Below are 16,728 nucleotides of genomic sequence, written 5' to 3'. Positions count from 1 at the left end.
GCCATGGGGGACGGCGCGATTCGCGACACAGAGAGACATCGACCGGCGCAAGACGCCGCGCACCGGGCGGCGCCCGGGGCGCGCGGGCGGTTGAGCGCGCTTGTCGGCGTCCTGCTGCTCGGCGGCTGTATGGTGGGTCCGAACTTCCAGGCACCGCCGCCCCCGCCCGTCAGCGGCTACACGGTGGAACCGCGGCCCAAGCCGGCCATGGCGACCGATGTGGCCGGCGGCGCGCCGCAAAGCTTCGTCACCGCGCTCGATGTCGGTGGACAGTGGTGGCAGGAGTTCAACTCGCCGCAGATCAACGCTTTCGTCGAAGAGGCGGTGCGCAACCATCCCGATGTCCGGGCGGCGCAATATGCGCTGCGCGCCGCGCGGGAAACCGCGCTGCAGGTGCGCGGGCAGTTCCTGCCGCAGGTCACCGGCAATGTCTCGGCGACGCGTGAACAGATCACCGCCGCCTCGGGCGGCACGACGGGCGCACCAACGCTCTACAATCTCTATGAGACGACGGTCGACGTGTCCTACACACTCGATCTATTCGGCGGCATTCGTCGGCAGGTCGAATCCGCCGATGCGCAGGCGCAGTATCAGCGCTTCGAGATGGAAGCGACCTATCTCACCCTCATCGCCAATGTGATCACCTCCGCCATCACCGACGCCTCGCTGCGCGACCAGATCGCGGCGACGCAGGCGATCGTCGAGGCGGAGACCGACCAGCTGCGCCGCGTCCAGCGCCAGTTCGAGGTGGGTGCCGTATCGCAGGCCGACGTGCTTGCCCAGCAGACGACGCTGGCGCAGACCCAGGCCACCCTGCCGCCGCTGCAGAAGCAGCTGGCGCAGGGCCGTAACCAGCTCATGGCCTATCTCGGCCGGCTGCCCAGCGAGGATCGCGGCGAAAGCGTCAGTCTCCGCAGCCTGCGCCTGCCGCGCAAGCTGCCGGTGAGCTTGCCCTCCGACCTCGTGCGGCAGCGCCCCGACATCCGCCAGGCGGAAGCGACGCTGCATGAGGCGGCGGCGACGGTGGGGGTCAACACGGCGAATCTGCTGCCGCAGATCACCCTCACCCCCTCGGTGAGTTCGCAGGCGCTCGAGGTGGGCCAGCTGTTCACCCCGAACGGCCTCGCCTGGACCGCCGCCGCCAGCATCGCCCAGACGCTGATGGACGGCGGGCAACTCTACCGCACCAAGGAGGCGAGCGTCGCCACCTTCGAGCAGGACTATGCGCTCTATCAAAGCACGGTGCTCACCGCCTTCCAGAACGTGGCGGACGCGCTGCGCGCCGTGCAATACGACGCCGGCACGCTGCGCGCCCAGGCATTGGCGGAGCAGTCGGCGCTCGACAGCCTGAAGATGGCGCAGGAACAGTTCAAGGTCGGCGCCATCGGCTATGCCATCGTGATCGAGGCGCAGCAGGCCTATCAGAACGCCGTCATCGCCCGCATCCAGGCCCAGGCGCTGCGCTACAACGACACGGTGGCGCTGTTCCAGGCGCTGGGTGGCGGCTGGTGGAACCGCGTCGACGAGACGGCCGACGCCGCGCCGCGCAATGGCGGCTATTTCGAAGGGCCGGACGGCCCCGCGCTCGCCGCCACCCGTCCGGGCCTGCCCGACCTGCCACCGACGCCGGAGCCCGGCACTGCCAAGGAGACATCCCGGTGAGCAAACCGCGTGTGATCATGTGGCTGGCCGTCGCCGCCCTTGCCGGCGCGGCCTTCTATGTCACGAAGGACCGCTTTGCCCCCGGTGCCGCGCCGCCGCATGGCAGTGCCCCGGCCCAGACGGTGGCGGCACAGACCGCGCAGAAGCAGAGCTGGCAACCCACCATGGAACTGGTGGGCGAACTGGTGGCCTCCGAGGGCGCCGACCTCTCGCTGCAGGTCTCCGGCGTCGTGGAATCGCTGTCCTTCGAATCCGGCCAGACGGTGAAAGCCGGCACGCCGCTGCTGCAACTGGTCGCCGAGGACCAGATCGCCAAGCTCGCCTCGCTCAAGGCCACCGCCGAGCTCAACGCCATCATCCTGAAGCGCGACATCGAGCAACTGAAGATCAAGGCGGTGAGCCAGGCCACGGTGGACACGGACGAGGCCAATCTGAAGAACTCGCAGGCGCTGGTGAAGCAGCAGGAGGCGCTGGTCTCCTACTACACGCTCAAAGCGCCGTTCGCGGGCCGGCTTGGCATCCGCAATGTCGATCTCGGCGAATATCTCAGCGCCGGCACCTCCGTCGTCACGCTGCAGGCGCTCGATCCGCTCTTCGCCGACTTCTTCGTGCCCCAGAAGTTCTTCGGTACATTGAACGTGGGCGAACCGGTGAAAGTGATGGTCGATGCCTATCCCGGCCAGTCCTTCGCCGGCACGGTGAGCGCGATCAATTCCAAGGTCGAGAGCGGCAGCCGCAACGTGAAAGTGCGGGCCACGCTGGCCAATCCGGACAGCAAGCTGGTGCCCGGCATGTTCGCCCGGATCAGTCTCGATGTCGGTGCGGCCGAAGACTTCGTCACCCTGCCGCAGACGGCCATCGTCGCCAATCCCTATGGCTCGACCGTGTTCGTGCTGGAGAAAACAGCCGATGGCAAGGGGCTGGTGGCGCGGGAGACCTTCGTCAAGCTGGGTGAGGCGCGCGGCGACTTCGTCGCCGTCGTCTCCGGCCTCACCGAGGGCGAGACGGTCGTGGTCGCCGGCCAGATCAAGCTGCGCAACGGCACGCCGGCGGTGATCGACAACAGCCATCTGCCCAAGTTCGAGCTCAATCCGACCGTGTCGGACTGACGGGAGCGGATCATGGCCTTTACCGATCACTTCGTCCGCCGCCCGGTGCTCTCGCTGGTGGTGAGCGCGCTGATTCTGGTGATTGGCCTCCGCGCCATGGTCGGCCTGCCGATCCTGCAATATCCGGCGATGCAGAACGGCGTGGTGACCGTCACCACCACCTATGCCGGCGCCGACGCCGACATCATTGCCGGCTTCATCACCTCGCCGCTGGAGAACGTGATCGCCCAGGCGAACGGCATCGACTACATGACCTCGTCGAGCCAGACCGGCGTCAGCACCATCACCGTCAATCTGCGCCTGAACTACAATACCGGCGACGCCCTCACCGAGATCAGCACCAAGGTCAACTCGGTGCTAAGCCAGCTTCCGAACGGCACCCAGCAGCCGGTGCTGGAACTGAAGACCGGCTCCACCATCGACGCGATGTACATCGCCTTCTCCAGCACCGTGCTCGCGGAGAATCAGGTCACGGACTATGTCGCCCGCGTGGTGCAGCCGAAGCTCCAGGCGGTGGCTGGCGTGCAGGTGGCGGAAATCCTCGGCGGCAAGAACTTCGCGCTGCGGGCCTGGCTTGATCCGGACAAGCTCGCCGCGCTCGGCCTGACCGCGACCGATGTCGCCACCGCGCTGGAGACCAATGACTACATCGCCGGCCTCGGCACCACCAAGGGCCGGCTGATCCAGGTGAAGCTCTCCGCCGCGACCAATCTTCACTCGGCCGAGGAGTTCCGCCAGCTCATCATCAAGAATGTCGACGGCGCGGTGATCCGCCTCAAGGACGTGGCCGAGGTTGAGCTGGGCAGCGACGATTACGATTCGCGCACCAGCTTCAACGGCAAGGGCGCCGTCTATATCGGCATCCAGGTGGCGCCGTCGGCCAATCTCTTGAGCGTCATCGGCGAGGTGCGCTCGATCCTGCCCGGCATCTTCGCCGACCTGCCGACCGGCCTCACCGGGACGGTGCTCTATGACGCGACGGATTTCGTCAACACCTCCATCCATGAAGTGGTCGTCTCGCTGTTCCAGGCAGCGCTGATCGTGACGCTGGTGGTGTTCGTGTTCCTCGGCTCCTGGCGCTCGGTGTTCATCCCCATCGTCGCCATCCCGCTCTCGCTGGTCGGCAGCTTCGCGCTGATGCTGGCCTTCGGCTTCTCCATCAACCTGCTCACCTTGCTGGCGCTGGTGCTCGCCATCGGCCTCGTCGTAGACGACGCGATCATCGTGGTGGAGGGCGTGAACCGCCACATGGAGCAGGGCCTCTCGCCGAAGGACGCGGCCATGGCCGCCGCCCGCGAACTGGCGGGGCCGATCGTCGCCATGACGGCGGTGCTGATCGCCGTCTATGTGCCGGTCGGCTTCCAGGGCGGGCTCACCGGCTCGCTGTTCACCGAGTTCGCCTTCACCCTGGTGGCGGCGGTGATGGTGTCGGCGGTTATCGCGCTCACCCTGTCGCCGATGAGCTGCGCCTATCTGCTTGCCCCCTATGACCCCGCCGCCCGCACGGTCGAGGCGCGGATGGTGCGCGCTATCGACGGCGCCATGAAAGCGGTCACCCGGGTCTACCGCGCCGCGCTCTCGGCCTCGCTGCATGTGCTGCCGCTCACCGTTCTGTTCGGCGCGCTGGTGCTGTCGAGCATCTACTGGCTCTACTCCAACTCCACCTCCCAGCTCGCGCCGCCGGAGGATGAGGGCGTCATCCTGACCATGATGACGGCGGCACCGAACGCGACGCTGGAGCAGCGCGAATTCTACGTGCAGAAGATCTACGACATTCTCGACAAGCGGCCGGAAACCGATCTCGTCTTCCAGATCGACATGCCCGGACAGGTCATCGGCGGCTGGGTGCTCAAGCCGTGGGACGAGCGCAGCGTGTCGGCGCTGCAGCTGGCGCCGCTGATCCAGCAGGAATTCAACAAGATCGCCGGCGTGCGCGTCGCCGCCTTCCAGCTGCCGCCCCTGCCCGGCAGCAGCGGCCTGCCGATCCAGTTCGTGCTGAAGTCCAATGACAGCTATGAGCGGCTCTACGAGGCGTCGCAGAACTTCCTCACCGAGGCGATGAAGAGCGGCAAGTTCATCTTCCTCGACAGCGACATGAAGATCGACCAGCCGCACGCCGCCATCCATTTCGACCGCGACAAGGTCTCGTCGCTCGGCCTCAACATGAGCGATGTCGGCGCGGCGATGGCGACCATGCTGGGTGGCAATTACGCCAATTATTTCGACCTCGGCGGCCGGTCGTACAAGGTCATCCCGCAGGTGAAGCAGCAGCACCGGCTCAACACCGACCAGCTGCTGAACTACTATATCAAGGCGTCGGACGGCACCTCGGTCCCGCTCTCGACCATTGCCTGGATCGAGATGAAGACCGTCCCGCAATCGCTCAACCATTTCCAGCAGCTGAACTCCGCGACCATTTCCGGCATCCCCATGCCGGGCGTCTCGGATGGCGAGGCGCTGGACGAGCTGAAAGCGATCTCCGCGCGTGCTCTGCCGGCCGGCTACAGCTATGGCTTTGCCGGTGCCTCGCGCCAGCTGGAGCAAGAATCGGGCGGTTTCGTCACCACCTTCGCGCTGGCGCTGGTCATCATCTTCCTGGCGCTGGCGTCGCTGTTCAACAGCTTCCGCGATCCGCTCGTCATCCTGGTATCGGTGCCGATGTCGCTGGCCGGTGCGCTGGTGTTCATCTGGCTCGGTATTGGCGGGGCGACGATCAACATCTACACCCAGGTTGGCCTCGTCACGCTCATGGGGCTGGTGAGCAAGCACGGCATCCTGATGGTGGAAGTGGCCAACACGCTGCGCCAGCAAGGGCTCGCCAAGCGCGAGGCGGTGATCGAGGCCGCCAGCATCCGCCTACGGCCGATCCTGATGACGACGGCCGCCATGGTGCTGGGCGTCACGCCGCTGATTATCGCCACCGGCGCGGGTGCCAATTCGCGCTACAATATGGGCCTCGTCATCGCCTCCGGCCTTTCCATCGGCACGCTGTTCACCCTGTTCGTGGTGCCGGCCTTCTACCTGTTGCTGAGCCACAGCGACGAGCCCGCGCCGGCCACCGCCGATGCGCGCGCGTGAGATGGCAGCGCCTCCTGCCCCCGGCAGCTTTCGCCGCGCCGCCCCCTTCGCTCTCGAAGTCGACGGCCGGCGCTTTGATGGCGCGATGGCGCTCGTGGCGGCGCCGCTCGCCGAACTCGAAGCGGCCGCGCCCGACGACCTTGCGCCCGACGAGGCGGCGCTGCTAACAGAACGCCTGGCTCCCGCCCGGCGCCAGTCATTGCTCGCCGGGCGCCGGGCCGCCAAGGACGCGCTCGGCCTTCTCGCCCCCGAGCTTAATCGTCGCGACATCCGAGTCCTGCCCGGCCTGTTCGGGCAGCCTGTGGTGACGATGCCCGGGCGGGCCAATGTGCAGGTGACCTTGGCTCATGCCGGCGCAGCGGCGCTTGCGCTTGCGCATCCCGAGGCTTGCCCCATGGGGGTGGATCTCGAACGTTTCGTGCCCGCGCATCTCGGCGCCTTGCGGGAGCAGACAACGGCGCGCGAGCGTGAGGCGGTGCGCGTCGCCATGCCGGGGGAAGAAGGGCTGCAGCTCTTGCTGCTGTGGAGCCTGAAGGAGGCGCTTTCCAAGGCGCTGCGGACCGGACTGACCGTGCCCTTCGCCCTGTTGGAAGTGACCCACCTTTCCCCGGTGCCGGGCGGCCTCACGGCGCAGTTCTCGAACTTCGTGCAGTATGAGGGACTTGCCTTCGCGGCTAATCCCTTCGTCGCAGCGGTGGTGCGTCCGCGCCTGGCGCTGTGGCGCGAGGGGAAGGGCAGCGCCCTGCCCGTCCGGCTGCGCGACTGGCTCGGCGCGCTCGCCACGCTCGGGTGAACGGCGCCGCCTCGGCGTGGGAGGCCGCGCCGAAACGCGCCCGTGTCGCGGGTCAACTCGGCGCGGACCAGTCGCCGAGATGGGTATAGAGCGCGTCGCGCAGATCGCGCATGTCGCGGTTCATCGCACCGAGCTGCGCCGGACTTTGACCGGATGCCAGCAACAGCGCATTCCCGAGACACCCCGCCTTGCTCTTGAGCGCGCGGCCTTCATCGGTGAGTGCAACGACGACCTGGCGCTCATTGTCGGGATTGCGGGTGCGACGCAGCAGGCCCCCGGCTTCAAGCCGCTTGAGAAGCGGCGTGAGTGTGCTCGATTCAAGCGCCAGCTTCTCCGCGATGCCACCGACGGTGAGCTTGTCCTCCCGCCACAGCACATTGAGCACAAGATATTGCGGATAGGTCAGCCCAAGCTGGTCGAGCAGGGGCTTGTAGACGCGCTGGATGGCCATGCCGACCGAGTAAATGGCGTAGCAGAGCTGGTCGTCGAGCGGCACGGGCGGATTGGCGTTGGCGTTGGCGTTGGCGTTCATGACAGGACTCCTTCCCCATCAATATAGCGATGGCAGCCGCAAAAAAGAATATCGCGATAAGATTTGCGCTGGACAGGTCGCCGGCACTCGTCTATCAAACATTTATCGCGATAATCGTTATCGCAAATCGATGAGGAGCCCGATCATGACGATCAAGACCCGCAGCCTGCTCGCTACTATGGCCGCCGCCGCCAGCCTGTCCACCGCCGTCGCGGCTCCCGCGGCCGAAGGTATCCCGGCGTCCCAGCCCGTCCGCAATGTCGTGCTCGTCCACGGCGCCTTCGCCGACGGTTCCGGCTGGCGCGGCGTCTACGATCAGCTGACCCAGCGCGGCTACCGCGTCACCATCGTGCAGAACCCGCTCACCTCGCTGGAGGACGACGTTGCCGCCACCAAGCGCGCGCTGGCGCGGCAGGACGGCCCGACCATTCTGGTCGGCCACAGCTGGGGCGGCACCGTCATCACCGAAGCCGGCGTCGACCCGAAGGTGGCGGGCCTCGTCTACGTTTCCGCCCTCTCCCCCGATGCCGGCGAGACGACTGCGCAGCAATATGAGGGCTTCGTCACCCCGCCCGAATTCGTGCTCGACATCGGCGAGGATGGCTTCGGCTATGTGAAGCCGTCGCAGTTCAAGGCCGGCTTCGCCGCCGACACCAACGACGCCGACGCGGCCTTCATGCGCGACTCGCAGGTGCCGATCGCCATGTCCTCCTTCGGCACGAAGCTGACCCAGGCGGCCTGGCGCAGCAAGCCGAGCTGGGCGGTGATCGCCACCGACGACAAGGCGTTCGACCAGCGCATGCTGCAGCACATGGCCAAGCGCATCGGTGCCAAGGTCACCGAGGTTCCCGCGAGCCACGCCGTGTTCATGACCCAGCCCAAGGTCGTCGCCGACGTGATCGACGCGGCCGCCCGAAGCGCCAGCGCCGCCGCCCAGTAGAGGCACGGAGCTCCCACCACAGATCCCGGACCACATCACCGGCAGGCGGCGCCTTTGGCTCCGCCTGCCGTGCCATTTTGCGTCCTTTCATGGCCAGGAGTGCACCCACCCTGCCTTGCGCGCATACTCCCTCCAGTATATTGATGCGCCCAGACCAACGCGGCCAGCGACACGGGAAGCCTGAATGCCGCATTCCCCTGACGACAAGAAACGCGCCCTGACGCGGCTGCGCCGCATCAAGGGCCAGGCCGAGGCGCTGGAGCGGGCGATCGAGGCGGAAGCCGAATGCGGCGTTCTGCTGCAGCAGATCGCCGCCCTTCGCGGCGCGGCCGGCGGGCTGATGGCCGAGGTGCTCGACATCCACCTGCGCGAGAGCATCGGTCATGCCATCGGCGTGGCAGGCGTGACGCCCGCCAGCGACGAGCTCGACGCCATCATGAAGATCCTGCGTACCTATCTGAAATAGCCGACGAGATCCGAGAGGGAGAAGTCCATGAAATCGCGTGCCGCCGTCGCCTGGGAAGCCAAGAAGCCGCTGACCATCGAAACCATCGAGATCGGCGGGCCCAAGCCCGGCGAGGTGCTGGTGGAGATCATGGCGACCGGTGTTTGCCACACCGATGCCTATACGCTGGACGGGCTGGATTCCGAGGGCAAGTTCCCCGCCATTCTCGGCCATGAGGGCGCGGGCATCGTGCGCGAGGTCGGCGCCGGTGTCACCTCGCTCAAGGTGGGCGATCACGTCATTCCGCTCTACACGCCGGAATGCCGGCAGTGCAAAACCTGCCTGTCGCAGCGCTCTAACCTGTGCACCTCGATCCGCGCCACCCAGGGCCAGGGCCTGATGCCCGACCGCACGACGCGCTTTTCCTGCGAGCGGGTGGGCGCCCAGAGCGGCGAGATCTTCCACTATATGGGCTGCTCGACCTTCTCCAACTTCACCGTGCTGCCGGAGATCGCGCTCGCCAAGGTGCGCGAGGACGCGCCCTTCGACAAGATCTGCTACATCGGCTGCGGCGTCACCACCGGCATCGGCGCGGTGGTCTATACCGGCAAGGTCTGGCCCGGCGCCAATGTCGTGGTCTTCGGCCTGGGCGGCATCGGCCTCAACGTGATCCAGGGCGCCCGCATGGTCGGTGCCGACAAGATCATCGGCGTTGACATCAACCCGGCCAAGGTCGAGATGGCGAAGAAGTTCGGCATGACCGACTTCATCAACCCGCTGGACGTCGGCAGCGACAAGGTGGTTCAGGCGATCCAGGACCTCACCGATGGCGGCGCGGACTTCACCTTCGACTGCACCGGCAATGTCAACGTCATGCGCCAGGCGCTGGAAGCCTGCCATCGCGGCTGGGGCACCTCCATCGTCATCGGCGTCGCGCCGGCCGGGGCGGAAATCGCCACCCGCCCGTTCCAGCTCGTCACCGGCCGCAACTGGCGCGGCTCCGCCTTCGGCGGCGCGCGCGGGCGCACCGATGTGCCGAAGATTGTCGACTGGTACATGGAGGGCAAGATCAACATCGACGACCTCATCACCCACACCATGCCGCTCGACGAGATCAACACCGCCTTCGACCTGATGCATGAGGGCAAATCGATCCGCTCCGTGGTGATCTACTGATGGCAACGACGATGGAAACCGTCTCCAAGGCGAAGTCGCATGGCGGCGTGCAGGGCGTGTATCGGCACGACTCGCGCGTCACCGGCACACCGATGACCTTCGCCGTCTTTGTGCCGCGGCAGGCGGCGCAGGGACCCGTTCCGGTGCTGTGGTATCTGTCGGGCCTCACCTGCACCCATGCCAATGTGATGGAAAAGGGCGAGTACCGCGCCGCCGCGGCCGCGCATGGCGTCATCATCGTCGCGCCCGACACCAGCCCGCGCGGCGGCGACGTGCCGGACGAGCCGGACAATTGGCAGTTCGGCTCCGGCGCTGGCTTCTATCTCGACGCCACCCAGGCGCCCTACGCCACGCATTACCGGATGTATTCCTACCTCGTCGACGAACTCACCGCCCTCGTCGCGGCGCAGTTTCCGGCGGATATGAGCCGGCAGGGCATCTTCGGCCATTCCATGGGCGGGCACGGCGCCCTCACTCTGGCGCTGAAGCATCCGGACCGATTCCGCAGCTGTTCCGCCTTCGCGCCGATCGTGCAGCCGAGCACGGCGGACTGGTCGCGGCCGGCGCTGGAGAAATATCTCGGCACGGATGAAAGCGCCTGGCGGGCCTATGACGCGGTGGCGCTGATCGAGGACGGGAAGCGTTTCCCCGAGTTCCTGGTCGATCAGGGCGGCGCCGATCCATTCCTGGACACCGGTTTGCGCCCGCAGCTTCTGGCCGATGCCTGCCGGGAGGCGGGCATTCCCCTCACGCTGCATCTGCGCGAGGGCTACGACCATTCCTATTTCTTCATCTCCACCTTCATGGCGGACCACATCGCCTGGCACGCCGCCCGCCTCCGCCGCTAAGACGCGGCGGCGGCCCGCGTCGCTGGATCAGTCGGCTGTGAACGGCAGCGCGAAAATCGAGCCGTCCACGGCCGGCTGCGCCTTGAGGCGCCCGATCCGGTAGAAGAAGTGGCCCACCACGCGGCCATCGCGCGTCACGTCGCGCCGCTTCACCTCGCCGAGCCCATCGAAAGATCGGGGCAGGAGGGGGTTCTCGATTTGCCGCTGCGAGAAGGAAAACAGCACAGCCCGCCGACCCCCAACCGTTTCCGGCCGGTACCAATAGCTGTACATGAGGGCAGGTTGGCCGAGAACACCGCGCCCGACGGACATGCCGTGCGCGGCATCGGGTCCCGCGGCATAGAAGGCAAGCTGGCTCGCAACATTGTAGAGGTCGAGGCCGATCAGTACCGGTTCCTCCCCGGTGGACGCCCTCACCTCCTCGGCGAGGCTTGCCGCCTGGGCGCCGAAGTCACGCCAGGCGACCGGCACGGCGGGAAACGGTGAAAACCGCTGCAGTCCCGGCACGCCGGCGACGAGATAGCCCAGCCCGAGGCCGCACAGCACCAGCGTGATGGCAATGGTGGGCACGAAGGCGCGCTGCAGCCACCGCTGAGCCCCACCGATGTGGCTCGATGCCGCGAGGAGGCTGGCCGCCACCGCCGGCAGGACCGCCAGCCAGAGCGGCCCCGTCCAGTTCAGCCGCGACATGTGGAACAGGCTGAAGACGACGAAAACCGAAAGCGGGACGAGGGTGAACACCCCGACGAAACGCCAGCGGCGCCGGTCGACCTCCTGCACTTCAGGGACCACTGCCGTGCGCCGCACGCCCCGCTCGCGCAGCCACAGCACGCCGACAGCGGCCATCAGCCCGATAGGTGTCAACAGACCGGCAATGCCCAGTATCAGTTCGGGCAGCGAGAAGCGGAAACTGCCACTGACCCGGCGTGTGCTCTGGAAGGCGAAGGAAGCTAGGTCGTTTTCAAGGTTCCAGATGATGACGGGCGAGAAGACCAGCACAGCAATGAGGCCCGCGAGATAGGGCTCCGGTCGCCGGAACCACGCCCGCGCCCGCGCGTCGATCAGCATGAACAGAAAGGCCGCCGGCACCAGGAGACCGATCGTGTACTTCGACAGGAGGCCGAGGCCGAGGCAGAGGCCGGCGCCCCACCAGGCATTCGCCTGGCCACCGCGCAGGGCCCGCTCCAGGAAATACAACGTCCCGGCCCAGAAGGCGGTAAGCGGCGCATCGGGCGTCATGACAAGGCCGGTGCCGAAATAGAACGGCAGCACGGCGACCAGCAGAACGGTGACGAAAGCGGCGGAACGACCGAATAGTCGTATGGCCAGGCCGAAACTGAAGAAGGCAGTCGCGCCCCAACATAGCCAGGCCGCGATGCGGACACCGAACTCGGTATTGCCGAACAGCCCCGTGCCGATCCAGATCAGCCACGCCACCATCGGCGGATGGTCGAGATAACCGATATCGAGATGCTGGGCGTAGTTCCAGTAATAGGCCTCCTGCGGGATCAGTTCGGTGACGCCGAGATACATCAGCCGCAGCGCGACGCTGTAGGCCACCACCCCGACGGCGGCCAGCCGCCAGCGCGCCGTGCGCGAAAGGGGCGCCAGCGCCCCCGGCCAGACGAAGAACCCCACGCCGAGTGCGTTCACCATCGCGGTCGCGGCGATCGCGGGCAGGATGGCGAGGGGCGCGGGCAGGCCGACAAGAGCTGCGGCGCTCGCCAGTATTCCGCTCCGCAGCGCCAGTGCCAGCATGACCACCGCGGCGATGCGTCCGGAAAGTTCAGCCCTGGGCGGACGGAGCGTAACGCCGAGGCGCGGCTGCACCCACCGCAAGCTCAGCCCGAACAGGCAGAAGGTCGAGAGTGCGAAACTGACAAGCTGCGCGCCCATCACCCCGAGGCCGAGGCCGAGCAGCGCCAGGAAGGCGAGGAGATCGATCCCCATGCCGACCAGGCCGGCCGCCATGAAAGGCTGTACCCCGTGTAGAGGAAGCAGGTGCGCCACGTCGTCCCGCAGGCGCCAGAGAGACCCGGCCCGCGAGATGCCTGACGTTGTTAGGGCGGCGTTCCCCGCACCCGTCCAGGATGCTCCGTCGTCCGAGACCGGGCGCTCCGCACTGCCGTCCATCCGTTCACCCGCTTGACCGGGCAGGCCGTGACGGCGCCCCTGGCGGCCGCCATCACAATACCGCCCTCACGGCAAATTTCGGGCAGAAGCGCTGACAGTTTGCTGACGGTTCCCGCTTCCACGGAAAAAGGCAGCGGGCACCAAGGAGGGAGCCCTAACCTTGGCAGGTGCGGCGGCCCGGGTTCTCCGAAGGTCCAACGCACCTTCAGATGCAGATGTCAGGCGAGCGGCGCGGCATGACGCGGGTACGGCAATTGCCTTCAGGCCGACGATACGCCCTGCGCACGCACATTCTGCTTGCCTAGGCGGGCAGTACCACCACCTTGGTCTTCACCGGGGTTTCGTTATAGAGCTGGATCATGTCCTGGCTCAGAAGCCCGACGCAGCCGCTGGTAACCCCCGAGCCAATCGATTCCGGATCGCTCGTCGCGTAGATCGTGTACAGCGTGTAGACGCCGTTCTGGTAAAGATGCAGCGTGCGCGCACCCAGCGGATTGTCGAGGCCGCCTGGCATGCCGCGGGCATATTTGGCCGCTTCCGGCTGGCGCTTGATCATTTCCTTGGGCGGTGTCCACGTCGCCCATTCGCTCTTGCGCCCGACATAGGCGTCACCGCTCCACAGGAAGCCCTCGCGGCCGACATTGGCGCCGTAGCGGGTCGCCATGCCATCCCCCTCGACGCGGTACACATAGTAATTCTTCGGGTCGACGATGATGGTACCCGGCGCCTCGTCGGTTTCGTAGCGGACGGTGCGGCGGAAATATTTCGGATTGACCTTGCTGACATCGACCGCCGGAATGGGGAATTTCTCCTCCGGCACCGGGCCATAGACCTTGGCCGCCTCGGCGAGGCTCATCCCGTCCGGGTTGGCGCAGCCCGCCAGACCCAACGCGCCGAGGCTGAGCGCCGAGCCGGCGAGGAAGCCGCGGCGGCTGATCCCGCCCACCAGGCTGCGGGCGCCCGCAACCCTCTCACCGGCTGTGCGACTGTCGCTCATCATCTCTGGTATCCCATAAGGCGCGCAAAAGGAGGCCAGCCCACGGGGCTTCATGCCTCAAGATACGAGGAGATAACGCTCGCGACGCCATACTGGCAAGCGCAGCCCTGCACTGCGCCCGACGCGGCCGATGGCGCCATAAACACGCCATAAAGCCTTACCGGCAAGGCCACGTGCCGCCGATGCCGCGCTTGCGAGCGGTTTCCGTCGGGGCAGAGCCAAGGCTCGGCGGGTCGCTCATTTCGAGGTTTCCAGAAATAGCCCAGCCTGGGGCTTTAGGCGTTTTCTTCGGGCGAGACCGAATTGATACGGCATCCGGATCGACCGAGGCCATGGCGCCTTCGCTCGGCGGGTGGCTATGGCGCGCTTCGTGCCGGCGTCGCGCGGTACCGCATCGCACCGCCGACATGGCGGTGCGGCGGGAAAGTTGGTCCCCCCAAAGTCCGTACAGATCCTTGCCTGCCGCGATGATTCACTCACACCTACCCGCCGCCGGTTAGCCGCGCCGGTTGGCCGTACCGACGATTCAGCCGGAATCTGGCGGCGCGCGCATTCCTTGTTCCATTGTTTCGGAGGCAGTCTGCTCCATGGTGGCGAAGGAAGCCATGAATCGGCAGTCGGACGGCTTGGGTACTTGTGCGGAGCACGTGGCTCGGCTATGGAGCCCACATCTCGGCGCGACTGACCCCGCGCCCGCATGTGGAGAGGTGCCGGAGTGGTCGATCGGGACGGTCTCGAAAACCGTTGTGCGTGCAAGCGTACCGTGGGTTCGAATCCCACCCTCTCCGCCAGCGCCCCGCCGGCCTAGCAAGGCTTTATATTTCAAAAGCTTAGGCAATGTTCTCGATGGAGCGCAAATACGTTGTGCCCCTAGAATGCGCGCCCAATTTTCCCCTGCTCAACACCCCTCGCGAGGCTAATGCGGGGCTCTGGCTTGCTGCCGGTTCCGTCGACATGAGATTAAGCTAATTTAGCTCGCTCCTCGAACTCGATCGGGCTGCCGGGCTCGCAACCATGCTCCCGTATGATCCGTTCGACCCGATGCAGCCCGCGGGAGAGCCCCGCCGCCAGCACATCGTGCCAGACGCGTCGTGCGCCATAGGTTCGATCGCTGCTCTTGAGGCTCCGGTCGATCGCCATCGCGAGCACGTCATCGTGCCGGGCATGCTCACTCGGGCTGCGATTGAGCCTCATCATCCGCGCTCTATGGCCAGACGAACGTCAAGCTGCATCAAGGCTTAGGGGCGGCGTGTATCGGGCCGTCGAGCACCAAGGGCGCGGCGATTCTGGCCAGGCACAGTCCTGCGACGAAGGTCGTCGTTTTCCAACGGCCGTGAGGAATACCGCAGCGGCTCGCCTCTCGGTGACCGGCTGCGCCGACGTGCTTTCGCCGCATCATCTGAAGACTACCAGTGGAAAGGGGGGCCGGGACCAATCTTCCGCCCCGGCGATATGTCCGATTGGGTGACGACCTCGATCAACGTCGGATAGCTTTGCTTCAACGCCCGAACAAGCGCGACAGACGTGGCGATCTGCGCTTCGCTGTAGCACTCAAAACCGACCGTCCGGTTGCCGCCCGTCCTGTCCTGCGCGCAAACGCGCGCGTCGGGCACGATTTTGCCGTCCCATGTCGTCCAAACACCATCCTGACGGCTATGGAGCTGGCCGTTGTTGACAAAATCAATCCCGATACTGCGTGCGTTCAACCCGCGGAGCCCCTTCCATTCGCTGGCCCCCGCGTGCCAGGCAATCCGGTCCAACGGCACCATCTGAATGATGCCGCCGTCCCTGGTGATGACAAGGTGAACCGAGGCGTTCGTATTCGGCGTCGAGAGCCTGCTAACAAGCCCTGCCGCCGTATCCGTCGCTGCGAAATCGAGCACGATGAAGCGTGGATCTGCTGCCTCGAAACGGCCGCCAATTGACGCGGTCGGGATGAAGTCGACATTGATATCGCCCTGCGACACCACTTTGCCGTCGACAATGCTGAGTGTCGGCAAAACGAGCCCACTCGCCGTCGATCCCTCGCCCCACAGGCGGCCGCCGAAGGGCGCAATTGCGGCGGCGGGTGCCTGAGCCGCCGCCACCGGCAGCTTGTCCTCGGGAAGGTCGAGAATCTTCTGCGCATAGGGTTCGGCAATAATGCCGATTGTGGCGTAGAAGCGGAGCGCGCGACGCTGCTCCTCCTCCGTTCCGCGCGCTATGGCAGCGCTAATCGTTTGCTGCACAAATCTCTGTCGTTCGATAGAGATCTCATGCTGCTGCTTCTCATTCTGCTGCGCGATTTCGTGGGTGAGGCGCCTGGCCTGCTGAGCAAGCTCGGCTTGGGCATGGAGCAGCGCGGTCTCTCGCGTGACCCAGCCCGAGACAGCATGGCCGACAACTGCGCCAAAGGCGGCGAGAAGCGCAGCGATAATGGTGGCCTGCGCCGCTGAGAAGCTGAAACGCGGCGACGGCCGCGGCCCGGCCTTCCCTTGCCCGGCGAGTCTGGCGGCCGGTGCTGCGCCTTAGGCATTCCCCACGACCGCCTCCGCCCCGGGTTTGACTTGGGGCAGGATAGACGAACACGACTGAGGCGCAACCAGCGCGTGCGCTGATGGATCTCTGTGGGGCACCATTCACGACAGCAAAACACCGCCTGTGATTTCTCACGGGCGGGGTTTTGGTTGGTTTGTGAAGGAGCGTGTTTGCTGTGCTTAGCAGGCCTGGCAGCGACCTACTCTCCCAGGTCTTGAGACATAGTACCATCGGCGCTGAGGAGTTTAACGGCCGAGTTCGGGATGGGATCGGGTTGGGGCTCCTCGCAATGGCCACCAGGCCGGCGAAGCACAGCAATTTGCGAAGCAAGGACCCTTTTGGGTCGGCGCGTTTGCGCCTGGTCTTTGGATGTCTTTGATCCTGATGGGATGGCCATCGAGGATGAGAACGATCAAGCCAATCGAACGATTAGTACCGGTAAGCTCAATATGTTGCCATACTTACACACCCGGCCTATCAACGTGGTCGTCTTCCACG

13 protein-coding genes, 1 tRNA gene, 2 rRNA genes and 2 pseudogenes (1 of these 18 running past the window's edge) are annotated in these 16,728 nt (G+C 66.0%); 10 read left to right on the top strand and 8 right to left on the bottom strand.

Annotated features, from left to right (window positions below; genetic code table 11):
- The first annotated feature begins 3 nt into the window (after positions 1-3).
- Genes K9D25_RS06550 through K9D25_RS06535 form a run of 4 tightly spaced genes read left to right on the top strand, consistent with a single transcriptional unit; the run spans position 4 to position 6,642 of the window.
- Positions 4-1,662, top strand: coding sequence for an efflux transporter outer membrane subunit (locus K9D25_RS06550; RefSeq protein WP_432207918.1), 1,659 nt, complete (start codon positions 4-6; stop codon positions 1,660-1,662).
- On the top strand, positions 1,659-2,771 hold the full coding sequence (locus K9D25_RS06545; protein ID WP_244450053.1) for an efflux RND transporter periplasmic adaptor subunit: 1,113 nt from the start codon (positions 1,659-1,661) through the stop codon (positions 2,769-2,771). Before K9D25_RS06550 ends, K9D25_RS06545 begins: the two co-directional genes overlap by 4 nt.
- A gap of 12 nt (positions 2,772-2,783) precedes the next feature.
- Entirely contained in the window at positions 2,784-5,849 is a 3,066-nt protein-coding gene (locus K9D25_RS06540; protein ID WP_244450052.1) for an efflux RND transporter permease subunit, read from the top strand.
- Position 5,850: 1 nt separating this feature from the next.
- Complete coding sequence (locus K9D25_RS06535) at positions 5,851-6,642, top strand: 4'-phosphopantetheinyl transferase superfamily protein (RefSeq protein ID WP_244450051.1); 792 nt, start codon at positions 5,851-5,853, stop codon at positions 6,640-6,642.
- 52 nt (positions 6,643-6,694) lie between these two features.
- Here the strand turns inward: K9D25_RS06535 and K9D25_RS06530 are convergent, their stop codons facing one another.
- The gene (locus K9D25_RS06530) at positions 6,695-7,174 is read right to left on the bottom strand and encodes a MarR family winged helix-turn-helix transcriptional regulator (protein ID WP_244450050.1); all 480 of its coding nucleotides are present in this window, start codon (positions 7,172-7,174) and stop codon (positions 6,695-6,697) included.
- Positions 7,175-7,319: 145 nt separating this feature from the next.
- Between K9D25_RS06530 and K9D25_RS06525 the strand changes: the two genes are divergently transcribed.
- The 4 genes from K9D25_RS06525 (at position 7,320) to fghA (ending at position 10,583) form a co-directional block, all read left to right on the top strand.
- Entirely contained in the window at positions 7,320-8,114 is a 795-nt protein-coding gene (locus K9D25_RS06525; RefSeq protein ID WP_244450049.1) for an alpha/beta fold hydrolase, read from the top strand.
- A gap of 184 nt (positions 8,115-8,298) precedes the next feature.
- Entirely contained in the window at positions 8,299-8,580 is a 282-nt protein-coding gene (locus K9D25_RS06520; RefSeq protein ID WP_244450048.1) for a metal/formaldehyde-sensitive transcriptional repressor, read from the top strand.
- Positions 8,581-8,607: 27 nt separating this feature from the next.
- Positions 8,608-9,735 (top strand): S-(hydroxymethyl)glutathione dehydrogenase/class III alcohol dehydrogenase, encoded by a 1,128-nt coding sequence (locus tag K9D25_RS06515; RefSeq protein ID WP_244450047.1) that lies wholly within the window; start codon positions 8,608-8,610, stop codon positions 9,733-9,735.
- Between the two features lie 11 nt (positions 9,736-9,746).
- Positions 9,747-10,583, top strand: a complete 837-nt coding sequence (gene fghA / locus K9D25_RS06510; RefSeq protein ID WP_244450813.1) for an S-formylglutathione hydrolase — start codon at positions 9,747-9,749, stop codon at positions 10,581-10,583.
- A 27-nt stretch (positions 10,584-10,610) separates the two neighbouring features.
- Here the strand turns inward: fghA and K9D25_RS06505 are convergent, their stop codons facing one another.
- Together K9D25_RS06505 and K9D25_RS06500 are read right to left on the bottom strand one after the other, a co-directional pair.
- Entirely contained in the window at positions 10,611-12,716 is a 2,106-nt protein-coding gene (locus tag K9D25_RS06505; RefSeq protein WP_244450046.1) for a glycosyltransferase family 39 protein, read from the bottom strand.
- 301 nt (positions 12,717-13,017) lie between these two features.
- On the bottom strand, positions 13,018-13,716 hold the full coding sequence (locus K9D25_RS06500) for a L,D-transpeptidase family protein (RefSeq protein ID WP_432207917.1): 699 nt from the start codon (positions 13,714-13,716) through the stop codon (positions 13,018-13,020).
- A gap of 698 nt (positions 13,717-14,414) precedes the next feature.
- Between K9D25_RS06500 and K9D25_RS06495 the strand changes: the two genes are divergently transcribed.
- Positions 14,415-14,504: transfer RNA gene (locus K9D25_RS06495), tRNA-Ser, on the top strand.
- A 220-nt stretch (positions 14,505-14,724) separates the two neighbouring features.
- Here K9D25_RS06495 and K9D25_RS06490 read toward each other — a convergent pair.
- The 3 genes and pseudogenes from K9D25_RS06490 to K9D25_RS06485 all read right to left on the bottom strand — a co-directional run.
- Positions 14,725-14,901 (bottom strand): annotated as a pseudogene (locus K9D25_RS06490) (IS3 family transposase); the annotation flags it as partial.
- Positions 14,902-14,962: 61 nt separating this feature from the next.
- Positions 14,963-15,109, bottom strand: a pseudogene (locus K9D25_RS25060) (IS630 family transposase); the annotation flags it as partial.
- 10 nt (positions 15,110-15,119) lie between these two features.
- Positions 15,120-15,941 carry an N-acetylmuramoyl-L-alanine amidase gene (locus K9D25_RS06485; RefSeq protein WP_244450044.1) on the bottom strand — a complete coding sequence of 274 codons (822 nt, stop codon included), beginning with the start codon at positions 15,939-15,941 and terminating at the stop codon, positions 15,120-15,122.
- A 27-nt stretch (positions 15,942-15,968) separates the two neighbouring features.
- On the opposite strand from K9D25_RS06485, the gene K9D25_RS06480 reads away from it, so the two are divergent.
- Positions 15,969-16,148: a hypothetical protein gene (locus K9D25_RS06480; RefSeq protein WP_244450043.1), complete on the top strand. Its 180-nt coding sequence runs from the start codon at positions 15,969-15,971 to the stop codon at positions 16,146-16,148.
- Positions 16,149-16,416: 268 nt separating this feature from the next.
- On the opposite strand, the gene rrf is transcribed toward K9D25_RS06480, so the two are convergent.
- Both rrf and K9D25_RS06470 read right to left on the bottom strand, forming a co-directional pair.
- Positions 16,417-16,531, bottom strand: a 5S ribosomal RNA gene (gene rrf, locus K9D25_RS06475).
- 107 nt (positions 16,532-16,638) lie between these two features.
- Positions 16,639-16,728 (bottom strand): 23S ribosomal RNA (locus tag K9D25_RS06470); it runs 2,731 nt beyond the window's last position.

This window comes from Ancylobacter polymorphus (assembly GCF_022836935.1).
In the GTDB taxonomy this organism is placed as follows: Bacteria; Pseudomonadota; Alphaproteobacteria; order Rhizobiales; family Xanthobacteraceae; genus Ancylobacter; species Ancylobacter polymorphus_A.
Note: the sequence above shows the minus strand (reverse complement) of the source record. Positions and strands in the feature narration are given on the sequence as shown.